The 9,837-nt window shown below is 39.2% G+C and carries 10 protein-coding genes; 8 read left to right on the top strand and 2 right to left on the bottom strand.

All coding sequences use genetic code 11. The annotated features are described in order from the left end of the window. Positions 1–367: 367 nt before the first annotated feature. Both ACQQ5U_RS19095 and ACQQ5U_RS19090 read right to left on the bottom strand, forming a co-directional pair. Positions 368–991 carry a porin family protein gene (locus tag ACQQ5U_RS19095; RefSeq protein WP_437400014.1) on the bottom strand — a complete coding sequence of 208 codons (624 nt, stop codon included), beginning with the start codon at positions 989–991 and terminating at the stop codon, positions 368–370. 253 nt (positions 992–1,244) lie between these two features. Next, complete coding sequence (locus tag ACQQ5U_RS19090; protein ID WP_437400012.1) at positions 1,245–1,625, bottom strand: LysM peptidoglycan-binding domain-containing protein; 381 nt, start codon at positions 1,623–1,625, stop codon at positions 1,245–1,247. Between the two features lie 257 nt (positions 1,626–1,882). On the opposite strand from ACQQ5U_RS19090, the gene rpsA reads away from it, so the two are divergent. The 8 genes from rpsA (at position 1,883) to ppk1 (ending at position 9,837) form a co-directional block, all read left to right on the top strand. Then, positions 1,883–3,718, top strand: coding sequence for a 30S ribosomal protein S1 (gene rpsA, locus ACQQ5U_RS19085; protein ID WP_437400010.1), 1,836 nt, complete (start codon positions 1,883–1,885; stop codon positions 3,716–3,718). A 114-nt stretch (positions 3,719–3,832) separates the two neighbouring features. Further along, positions 3,833–4,369: a bifunctional pyr operon transcriptional regulator/uracil phosphoribosyltransferase PyrR gene (pyrR, locus tag ACQQ5U_RS19080; protein ID WP_119608890.1), complete on the top strand. Its 537-nt coding sequence runs from the start codon at positions 3,833–3,835 to the stop codon at positions 4,367–4,369. A 6-nt stretch (positions 4,370–4,375) separates the two neighbouring features. Then, on the top strand, positions 4,376–5,302 hold the full coding sequence (locus ACQQ5U_RS19075) for an aspartate carbamoyltransferase catalytic subunit (RefSeq protein WP_288935882.1): 927 nt from the start codon (positions 4,376–4,378) through the stop codon (positions 5,300–5,302). 3 nt (positions 5,303–5,305) lie between these two features. Next, complete coding sequence (locus ACQQ5U_RS19070) at positions 5,306–5,638, top strand: ribonuclease Z (RefSeq protein WP_437400008.1); 333 nt, start codon at positions 5,306–5,308, stop codon at positions 5,636–5,638. Then, entirely contained in the window at positions 5,635–6,546 is a 912-nt protein-coding gene (locus tag ACQQ5U_RS19065; RefSeq protein WP_437400006.1) for a ribonuclease Z, read from the top strand. The genes ACQQ5U_RS19070 and ACQQ5U_RS19065 overlap by 4 nt, the downstream gene beginning before the upstream one ends. A 68-nt stretch (positions 6,547–6,614) precedes the next feature. Next, positions 6,615–7,262: a pyridoxamine 5'-phosphate oxidase gene (gene pdxH / locus ACQQ5U_RS19060; protein WP_437400004.1), complete on the top strand. Its 648-nt coding sequence runs from the start codon at positions 6,615–6,617 to the stop codon at positions 7,260–7,262. A 10-nt stretch (positions 7,263–7,272) separates the two neighbouring features. Continuing rightward, positions 7,273–7,761, top strand: a complete 489-nt coding sequence (locus tag ACQQ5U_RS19055; RefSeq protein WP_437400002.1) for a SixA phosphatase family protein — start codon at positions 7,273–7,275, stop codon at positions 7,759–7,761. Then, positions 7,762–9,837: a polyphosphate kinase 1 gene (gene ppk1, locus ACQQ5U_RS19050; RefSeq protein WP_437400000.1), complete on the top strand. Its 2,076-nt coding sequence runs from the start codon at positions 7,762–7,764 to the stop codon at positions 9,835–9,837. It begins immediately after the preceding gene.

The raw sequence follows: 9,837 nt of genomic DNA, 5'->3' as shown, positions 1-9,837 counted from the left end.
GGCGATATTCTGGGTAGTGCGATAGGTGCAATTTGGTTTAGCGCTCTGTTGTGAACAATTTACTTTAAGATGCATTGCAACGAAGTTGCGCAGATTAAAGTTCGCCCTTGGCGAATTGTTCACAACGTTTAAAGATATGATTCGTTTTTAAATGAATTATATCGACCGATAAGTGAAGTTAGTTTTTTTCTGGTTAAAATTCCATTTTGAATTGACGGATGTATTCGTTGAATTGACACTAAACGGTTTCGAGTGGACGATAAAAACCTTCAAAACTAAAAGGACGCCCAATGGACGTCTCTTATTTATTGTTAAGTTTGGTGGAATGGGGTGTCAATAGATTCTATACCATGCAGGATAAATGGTTTTATAATCCAAACAATACACCAAAATTCAAACTACTTCTTGCGTTATTTACAGAGCTCCAATAATTTTCCTCGAATATGTCAACGAATCCAGATTGACCGTCAAACTCAACGAATAATTGAGCATTTTCACTTACTTTAAATTTGTATCCAATGCCTAGGGCAAGACCTAGGTCGATACTTTTAAAGACTTCTTTAACATCTATTCCCAATTCTGAATCTTTAGCACTGATTAAAAGCCCCATGTACGGGCCAAAATTCAAATACCAATTCCTATTGGAACCAAAATGCCAGTTAGCCATAATTGGGATTGACAAATAGTTTAATTTAAAATTTGTTGTTGTGGAACTATTATTTTCTTCATCTTCAATAAAACCATCTGCCCATCCTTTGCTATCATAAATAAGCTTTCCTTTCAGACCCCATCTATCAGAAAAATAATATTCGCCAGATATACCAGCATTAAAAGATACCCTGGTATTGGTATCACTTAGCCCATCTGAGATGATAACATTAGCTAAATTTAACCCGGAATGCATTCCAAATTCGAAGTCTCCACCATCTTGTGCATTTACATGTAGAAATGCGATCATACTTAATATTACTAAGGACAATTGTTTTTTCATTTTTTAATAGATAGTTAATTACAGTTTATTAATCAGCTTTTGGTTTTGTTGTTAGGATATATCAAAAAGGCTTGTTGTTCCTAACGAAAAAGCAATAACGTGCAAATCTTGTAATTCCCAAGTAAAAAAAAACGAGTAATCAATGAATGCCCCTAATCAATTGATAAAGTCCTATTTTCAATTGACAAAATGATTCTTGGAACAAAAAAGACACCCAATGGGCGCCTTTTTAAATACAAAACATTGGTATATGCTACAAATTCGGAATCACCAACACCTGATCGGGATGGATCACGTTCGGGTCCTTTAAAATATTGGTGTTCGCATCAAAAATTTTGGTGTATTTCATCGGGTCGCCGTAGTAATGTTTGGCAATCTTGCTCAAAGATTCACCACTCTTTACAGTATGCCTGTGATACACGGAATCATCTTCCACCGTAATATTTGCTTTAATGTCCGAAGGATGCTCCCCGCCTATTTCCTTGATTTTGTCCCACAATAGGTTTTTCTCATATTGGGTTTTGGTCATCCCTTTTATCTTTAAAATGTCACCTTCAACAGTTACATCGCCATTTTTTACATCCAATTCCTCACCTAAATCCAATACAGGTTGATACTTTGCTTTAACGCTCATAATAATATTTTTTACAGTTAACAATTAGAAGTTTCAAGATACTTAATATGCCACTATTTTACTATTAAATAATTGTAATACTTTTTTTGCTGAAACCTTGCTTGTAGGCTTTGTATATCAATAATTTAATTGTATTTTTGCACCCCTTTTAGCAAGGAGGCAAGAGAAAAAGGGAGTTTAGAAAATCAATTTAAAACCACTTCTACGGTAATTGTTTGACTCTTGTAAAACGTGGAATACAAATTTTAATCAGCAAAATGGCTGAAGAGAAACAAAACGTTGAGGTAGAAGAAACTGCCACAGCACCAGAAGTAAAAGAAGCAGAACCCAAACAAAATCCACAGGAATTTCTTGAGAATTTTGATTGGGACAAGTACGAAGAAGGAATTGAGCGTGTAGACGATACGAAGCTTAAGGAATTTGAAACACTTGTAGAGGAGAACTTTGTGGACACTGCCGATGAGGAAGTAGTGGAAGGAAAAGTGGTTCACATGACAGACCGTGAGGCGATCATTGACATCAATGCCAAGTCCGAAGGTGTGATTTCCTTAAATGAGTTCCGCTACAATCCTGACCTAAAAGTTGGTGATAAAGTTGAGGTACTTATAGATATCCGTGAAGACAAAACCGGTCAGTTGGTATTGTCTCACCGTAAAGCAAGAACAATCAAGGCGTGGGAGCGTGTCAACAATGCACACGACAAAGAAGAGATTGTTACAGGATTCGTTAAATGTCGTACCAAAGGTGGTATGATCGTTGACGTATTCGGAATCGAGGCGTTCTTGCCAGGTTCTCAGATCGATGTGAAACCTATCCGGGATTACGATCAGTACGTAGGTAAAACGATGGAGTTCAAAGTAGTGAAAATCAACCACGAGTTCAAAAACGTGGTAGTATCTCACAAAGCTTTGATCGAAGCGGATATCGAAGAGCAGAAAAAAGAGATCATCGGCCAGTTGGAAAAAGGTCAAGTATTGGAAGGTGTGGTCAAAAACATTACATCTTACGGGGTATTTATCGACCTTGGAGGTGTGGATGGATTGGTTCACATTACCGACCTTTCTTGGAGCCGAATCAACCACCCGAACGAAGTTGTAGATCTAGATCAGAAATTGAACGTTGTTATCCTTGATTTCGATGATAACAAGTCAAGAATCCAGTTAGGTCTTAAACAATTGGAGAAACACCCATGGGATGCCCTAGGTGATGAGATCAAAGTTGGTGACAAAGTAAAAGGTAAAGTTGTTGTAATCGCAGATTACGGTGCATTTATCGAAGTTGCCGAAGGTGTAGAAGGTTTGATCCACGTTTCAGAAATGTCGTGGAGTACACACCTAAGATCAGCACAAGACTTTGTGAATGTTGGTGACGAGGTTGAAGCTGTTGTATTGACCTTGGATAGGGAAGATCGTAAAATGTCATTGGGTATCAAGCAATTGACGCCAGACCCATGGACTGATATTACGACTAAATATCCTGTTGGATCAAGACATAAAGGAATTGTTAGAAACTTTACCAACTTTGGAGTATTCGTAGAGCTGGAAGAAGGTATCGACGGTTTGATTTATATCTCTGACCTTTCTTGGACCAAGAAAATCAAGCACCCATCTGAGTTTGTTGCCGTAGGTGACACACTGGAGGTTGAAGTATTGGAATTGGACGTAGAAGGACGCAAATTGAGCCTTGGACACAAACAAACCACAGAGAACCCTTGGGACAAGTATTCCGAAGAGTTTGCTGAGGGTACATTACACAAAGCTGCAATTGCAGATGTTGTTGACAAAGGAGCTACAATCAACTTCAACGAGGATATCGTTGGATTTGTTCCACAACGTCACATGGAAAAAGAAGACGGCAAAAAACTTGTAAAAGGTGAAGAAGCTGAATTCAAGATCATTGAGTTCAACAAAGATTTCAAAAGAGTTGTGGCTAGCCACACTGCGATCTTTAGAGAACAAGAAGATAAAAATGTGAAAGCTGCCGCCAAGAAAAGAGCTGCATCATCCGATGAAGCTGCTCCGACCCTTGGAGATGCCAACTCTGCGTTACAAGCATTGAAGGATAAAATGGAAGCCGATTCCAAGAAAAAGTAATCGGACTTTTCAATGATACGAAGCCCCGCTGGAAACAGCGGGGCTTTTTTATGTCCCAAACATTTTAAAGAATTGCTTACTTTTGTATTCCACCGAGTTGGTCGCACACAGCATATGAGTCAAAAAGTACTGCTTACTTCAAAAGAAATCAACATCATACTGCACCGGTTGGCCTGTCAGCTAATGGAAAACCATTTGGATTTTAAGGATACCGCTCTTATCGGTATTCAGCCACGAGGTGGTTTTTTAGCGGAGAGGTTGGTAAAGATTCTCAAAAAGGAATACAAGATCAAACATATTGATCTGGGATTCTTGGATATCACATTTTTTAGGGACGATTTTGGACGAGGAGAAATCCTGAAAGCAAATTCCACACAAATGAATTTTTTGGTGGAGGATAAAAAAGTGGTGTTTATAGATGATGTGCTCTATACCGGAAGAAGTATCAGGGCGGCCCTAACGGCAATTCAATCCTTTGGAAGACCAAGTAGTATAGAACTTTTAACACTGATTGACCGACGTTTTAGCAGACATTTGCCCATACAGCCAACGTATAGAGGTAGACAGGTAGATGCCATCAACGATGAAAAAGTTAAGGTGATGTGGGAAGAAAATGATGGTGAGGATAAAGTATATTTAATAAGCAAATAAAAAGGAATGAGCGAGTTAAGTGTAAATCACTTGTTAGGAATTAAGTATCTGAACAAAAAGGATATATCGCTCATTTTTGAAACTGCCGATCATTTTAAGGAGGTAATCAATCGTTCCATTAAAAAGGTACCCACACTCAGGGATATCACCATTGCCAATATCTTTTTTGAAAACAGTACCCGAACAAAATTGTCTTTTGAACTGGCCGAGAAAAGACTTTCAGCCGATGTGGTCAATTTTTCGGCAGGGCAATCCTCCGTTAAAAAAGGGGAGACCCTCATCGATACCGTAAACAATATTCTTTCTATGAAAGTGGATATGGTGGTGATGCGCCATCCGAATCCGGGAGCCGGCATATTTTTATCAAAACACGTAAAAGCGGCAATAGTCAATGCAGGCGATGGAGCCCATGAACACCCGACACAAGCTTTATTGGATTCCTATTCCATACGAGAGAAGTTGGGTGATGTAGGAGGTAAAAATGTAGTAATTGTTGGAGATATCCTGCACTCACGGGTAGCGCTGTCCAACATATTTGCCTTAAAATTGCAGGGAGCCAACGTGAAAGTTTGTGGCCCACGGACATTGATTCCCAAGCATATTGAATCGTTGGGTGTGGAAGTGGAGACCAATTTGAAAAAAGCATTGGAGTGGTGCGATGTGGCCAATATGCTACGCGTTCAGAACGAAAGAATGGATATTAGTTATTTTCCATCCACACGAGAATACACACAACAATTTGGGGTGAACAAACAGCTCCTGAACAGCTTGGACAAGCAAATTGTGATTATGCATCCCGGGCCCATAAATCGAGGTGTGGAAATTACCAGTGATGTGGCCGATTCCGATCAGTCCATTATATTACATCAGGTTGAGAATGGAGTGGCTGTACGCATGGCCGTACTTTATCTATTGGCATCAAAAATTAAGTAAGAGATGATTTTCGACAAAGACGGAACAACAACCATTGTTTTCCAAGAAAAAACCACGTTAGGAGTATTTTTGGAAAACCTAAATAAAGCGTACCCAAAACTAAAGCATGATAACATAGTTGTCAATCTCTTTTCTTTTGATAAACTTACGATTGGTGATATTTTGGAGTTCTTGGATATTTCCAATACCCATAGAGCCTTAGGGCAATCCTTTGTTCTGGTAACGGATAAGCTAAATTATGATGAAGTTCCAGAAGAAATAAGCGTGGTGCCTACCCTACAGGAAGCCAAGGATCTTATCGAGATGGAGGAAATAGAACGCGATCTGGGCATATGAAATTGACTGTACTTGGATGCTATGCCGCTACGCCACGAACATTTACCAACCCTACTTCGCAGGTACTCGATATAAAAAACCACCTCTTTTTGATCGATTGTGGCGAAGGGACCCAAGTCCAGCTTAGAAAGTTCAAGATTAAGTTCTCTAGAATCAATCATATATTCATATCACATCTCCACGGGGACCACTTTTTTGGACTTCCGGGGCTAATTTCAACCTTTAGGTTGTTGGGTAGGGACAAAGAACTACATATTTATGGTCCAAAAGGGATAAAGCAAGCCATCACCTTATTTTTAAAGCTTGGAGATTCTTGGACCAATTACCCTTTGATATTTCATGAGTTGGAATCCAAAGAATCCGAACTCATTTATGAAGATGAAAAAGTCGCCGTGCGAACGGTCCCATTGATTCATAGGGTGTATACCAATGGATTTTTGTTTCAAGAAAAAGAATCTCCGCGGACATTAAATGTTAATGCGGCCAAAAAATATGGCATAGACAAGAGCCAGTTCAACAATATTAAAAAAGGTGACGATGGTGTGGACAAATCCGGTAATATAATTCCCAATAAACAACTTACTTTTGATCCACCCGAGCCCAAAAGTTATGCCTTTTGCAGTGATACGGTCTATAACGAGGCTATTTTGCCCATTATAAAAGATGTAAGCGTACTCTACCACGAATCCACTTTCTTAGAATCCGAATCCCACCTTTGCGAGAAAACAAAGCATTCCACTTCTAAGCAAGCGGCACAAATTGCCAAAAAAGCCGATGCGAAACTTCTTATTTTAGGACATTATTCAACGCGTTATAAATCCATTGAACTTTTTAGGGAAGAGGCCAAGGAGATTTTTCCTTATGTTGATTTGGCAGATGATGGCAAAACATTTGACTTTGGCAACTAAAGGATTTTAGCAAAACTTTTCTAAACCTGTTGCTTTGAGGAGATTCTAATTTTGACGAACTTCACGTCATGCAAAAAGACTTGAGCAACTATAGAAAATCCTACGAAAAAAGTGAATTGACAGAAGGGGCCGTAAAGGAGAATCCAATGGAACAATTTCAAAAGTGGTTTTATGAGGTGGAAGCTTCCGATGGAGTGGATGAACCCAATGCCATGACAGTTTCGACCATTGGTTTGGATGGTTTCCCGAAGAGTAGAGTGGTCTTAATGAAGAAGTTTACTTTTGAGGGTTTTATTTTCTATACCAATTACCAAAGTGAAAAAGGCAAGGCGATTGCAGCAAACCCATCTGTTTGTTTATCTTTTTTTTGGCCAAATATGGAACGACAAATCATTATAAAAGGTACGGCCGAGAAGATAGCCGAAAACCTTTCCGATGGATATTTTGAATCCAGACCCGCAGGAAGCCAACTCGGTGCCATAGTGTCCGATCAGAGCGAAGTAGTCCCGTCACGTGAATATTTGGAAAAGGAGTTAAGCAAGCTTGAGAAAAAATATGATGGCAAAGAAATTCAACGACCTGACTACTGGGGAGGATATTTGGTTCGCCCCATCTCCATGGAATTTTGGCAAGGGCGTCCCAATAGATTACATGATCGAATTCGATATACCCTTCAAGAAGATTATGATTGGAAAATAGAACGTTTGGCACCCTAATTCCGATAAGATGAAACAATTAATACTGATGCGACATGGGAAATCCTCTTGGGATTACGATGTTTCCGACAATGACAGACCTTTAAAGCAAAGAGGGATTAACGATGCCCATTTGGTTTCTCAAACCTTTGGTTTGCATGCTCCTTCAATCGATTTTATATATTCCAGCCCTGCCAACCGTGCTTTGCACACCAGTATGATCTTTGTAAGAAACCTGGAATTTGATCTGTCCAAGTTCAAGGTCAACAATATGCTCTATGATTTCTCGGGCAACAGTGTACAGCAATTTGTACAACAATTGGACAATGATTTAAACACTGTAGCCATATTTGGGCACAATTATGCCTTCACTTCACTTGCAAATACTTGGGGAGATCAGTATATTGAGAACGTTCCCACGGCAGGACTTGTACACATTACATTTGGTGTGGACGATTGGTCCAAAATATCAGGGGGTACCACAAAACAAATGGTCTTTCCAAAACACTTGAAAAAATAGATGGTAAAAACAAAGAACGAATATATAAACAGGGAAATCAGTTGGTTACAATTTAATGCTAGGGTACTACAGGAAAGTAAGGACCATAGAGTTCCGCTGATTGACCGATTACGATTTTTAGGGATTTTCAGTAATAACTTGGACGAGTTTTTCAAGGTAAGGTACGCCACCGTAAAACGTATTGTAGATGCCGGGAAAACCGGAAAAAGTGTGTTGGGGGGAGAAAAAGCAAAAGACCTTTTGGAGGAAATCACCAAAATTGTGATTGATCAGCAGTCACGTAGTCTTGAAGTTTTTAAGGAAATAGATAGAGAACTGCGCGAAGAAAATATTTTTATCATCAGGGAAACCGAAGTAAATGAAAGTCAAGCTGAATTTATTCGGGATTATTTCTTTAAAAAGGTAAATCAAGAGTTGATGACCATCATTCTTAATGATCTAACCGAATTTCCCTTGCTGAAGGATACGGCGGCTTATTTGGCGGTTAAAATTGTGATGAAGAACGGTTCTGCGAAGGGCAAACACAACCGATATGCACTTATTGAAATTCCCAAAGGAATAGATCGATTTGTTGTATTGCCAAAGGAAGGGGATAAGGATTTTGTCATCATGTTGGACGATTTGATTCGTTTTTGTTTGGACAGTGTGTTCACCATGTTCGAGTTTGAATCCATTTCTGCCCACATGATCAAAATTACTCGAGATGCCGAATTAGATATTGACAATGATTTGAGTAAAAGCTTTATTGAGAAGATTTCTTCCAGCGTGGAGCATAGAAAAATCAGTGATCCCGTGCGCTTTGTTTACGATAAAAGTATTGACAAGGATACCCTTCAATTCCTAAAGGAAAAAATGGATATCATGGACACCGATAGTGTTATTCCTGGTGGCCGTTACCACAATAGAAGGGATTATATGGGTTTCCCCAGCTTGGGAAGACATGATCTTATGTACGATAAAATCGAGCCCTTACCAGTAAAGGGATTAAGTATGAAGGGGAGTTTGTTGGAAATTATTGCCCATAAAGATTACATGATTTATGCCCCATACCATACCTTTAGTTACGTGACCAAGTTTTTACGGGAAGCTGCACTAGATCCACAAGTACGAAGTATTAAGATTACGATATATCGATTGGCGAGTGATAGTCAAATTGTATCCGCCTTGGTCAATGCGGTCAAAAATGGAAAGCAAGTGACCGTACAAATTGAGTTGCAAGCTAGGTTCGATGAGCAGAACAATATTGAATATGCCAATCATTTACAGGATGAAGGTGTGAAGTTGATTTTTGGTGTTCCTGGGCTAAAAGTACATAGTAAGGTTTGTTTGGTGGAACGTGAAGAGGATGAGGGAATCAAGAGGTATGGTTTTATCAGTACCGGGAATTTTAACGAGTCTACGGCAAAGATTTATACGGACTATACCTTATTTACCGCCCACCAAGGTATCCTTAAGGATATGAACAAAGTGTTCGGGTTTTTCGAAACCAATTATAAAATCAATAAATACAGGCATCTAATTGTATCTCCGCATTATACCAAATCAACTTTTATGAAGTTGATTGACCAAGAAATCGAGTATGCAAAGGCAGGGAAGGAGGCCTACATCAAAATAAAGATGAACAGCCTTACTTCGTATAAAATGGTAGACAAACTTTATGAAGCTAGTAGGGCGGGAGTTAAAATACAAATGATCGTTAGGGGGGTATGCTGTCTTATTCCCGGTGTTGAGGGCATGAGCGAGAATATCGAAGCCATCAGTGTTGTGGATAAATTTTTAGAACACCCTAGATTGTTCATTTTTGGGAATGGTGGCGACATGAAAATTTATATTTCTTCGGCAGATTGGATGACGCGTAACCTCGACTTTAGGGTAGAGGTGGGCTGTCCTATTTACGATCCAGATATCAGGCAAGAATTGCTCGATACTTTTGATATCTCTTGGAGAGATAATTCCAAGGCTAGAGTGTTCTCGGCAAAACAGGACAATGCCTATAGAAAGCGAGCCAAAGGGGAAACTGAGCTACGTTCTCAATTTGAAATGTACGATTATTATAAACGAAAATTGGAGGCTTAA

Source organism: Flagellimonas lutimaris (assembly GCF_051494225.1).
Classification (GTDB): Bacteria; Bacteroidota; Bacteroidia; order Flavobacteriales; family Flavobacteriaceae; genus Flagellimonas; species Flagellimonas lutimaris_A.
This window is presented reverse-complemented; position numbering and strand designations above follow the sequence as displayed.

What these genes read in the sequence shown, in the direction of transcription:
- rpsA (WP_437400010.1), top strand. Translation starts at nt 1,883, where the DNA reads ATGGCTGAAGAGAAACAAAACGTTGAGGTAGAAGAAACTGCCACAGCA.
- ppk1 (WP_437400000.1), top strand. Translation starts at nt 7,762, where the DNA reads ATGGTAAAAACAAAGAACGAATATATAAACAGGGAAATCAGTTGGTTA.
- ACQQ5U_RS19095 (WP_437400014.1), bottom strand. Translation starts at nt 991, where the DNA reads ATGAAAAAACAATTGTCCTTAGTAATATTAAGTATGATCGCATTTCTA.
- pyrR (WP_119608890.1), top strand. Translation starts at nt 3,833, where the DNA reads ATGAGTCAAAAAGTACTGCTTACTTCAAAAGAAATCAACATCATACTG.
- ACQQ5U_RS19090 (WP_437400012.1), bottom strand. Translation starts at nt 1,625, where the DNA reads ATGAGCGTTAAAGCAAAGTATCAACCTGTATTGGATTTAGGTGAGGAA.
- ACQQ5U_RS19065 (WP_437400006.1), top strand. Translation starts at nt 5,635, where the DNA reads ATGAAATTGACTGTACTTGGATGCTATGCCGCTACGCCACGAACATTT.
- pdxH (WP_437400004.1), top strand. Translation starts at nt 6,615, where the DNA reads ATGCAAAAAGACTTGAGCAACTATAGAAAATCCTACGAAAAAAGTGAA.
- ACQQ5U_RS19070 (WP_437400008.1), top strand. Translation starts at nt 5,306, where the DNA reads ATGATTTTCGACAAAGACGGAACAACAACCATTGTTTTCCAAGAAAAA.
- ACQQ5U_RS19055 (WP_437400002.1), top strand. Translation starts at nt 7,273, where the DNA reads ATGAAACAATTAATACTGATGCGACATGGGAAATCCTCTTGGGATTAC.
- ACQQ5U_RS19075 (WP_288935882.1), top strand. Translation starts at nt 4,376, where the DNA reads ATGAGCGAGTTAAGTGTAAATCACTTGTTAGGAATTAAGTATCTGAAC.